This is a genomic window from Pseudomonas sp. KCJK8993, from assembly GCF_046230915.1.
Classification (GTDB): domain Bacteria; phylum Pseudomonadota; class Gammaproteobacteria; order Pseudomonadales; family Pseudomonadaceae; genus Aquipseudomonas; species Aquipseudomonas piscis.
The window spans coordinates 1-681 of record NZ_JBJJLO010000255.1; the positions used below are offsets into that span (position 1 = coordinate 1).

The window sequence follows — 681 nt, forward strand, 5'->3', positions numbered from 1 at the left end:
CTCAGCGGCATCTGCTCCAGCACCACCCACTGCGCCGGCACCATGTAGTCTGGCAAGTGCGCGGCCAGGTGGGCGCTCACTACTTCGCGCCAGTCCTCGCCCACGCCGTCCAGCACCAGGTAACCCACCAGGTGCTGGTTATCCACCGCCAGTACCGCGGCCTCACGCACCCGCCCGTGTTCCAGCAGTCGCGCCTCGATCTCGCCCAATTCGATGCGCAGGCCCCGCAGCTTGACCTGATGGTCGATACGCCCGGCGTATTCGATCACCCCGTCTTCGCGATAACGCGCCAGGTCGCCGGTACGGTACAGGCGCTCGCCGGCCACGAACGGATGGGCCACGAAGCGTTCGGCGCTCAAGGCCGGACGACGGTGGTAACCACGGGCCAGGCCCACGCCACCCAGGTACAGCTCGCCCAGCACACCCACCGGCACCGGCTCGAAGTTGCTGTCCAGGATGTAGCAGCCCAGGTTGGCGATCGGCCGGCCGATCGGTACGCCATCGCGGCCTTCATCGACGCAGGTCCAGTGGGTCACGTCGATCGCCGCTTCGGTCGGGCCATACAGGTTGTACAACCCGGCCCGGGGTAGCTTGGCGAACACTTGCTGCTGGGCATCCACCGGCAACGCCTCGCCGCTGCAAACGATGCGTTGCAGGCTGGTGCACGAAGCGACGTCGCGG

Annotated in this window: 1 protein-coding gene; it reads right to left on the bottom strand. The window is 67.4% G+C overall.

Annotated features, from left to right (window positions below; translation table 11 throughout):
* Nucleotides 1-681 (bottom strand): AMP-binding protein (locus tag ACK6AU_RS32025; RefSeq protein WP_409303780.1); only part of this gene is annotated, 681 nt, incomplete at both ends.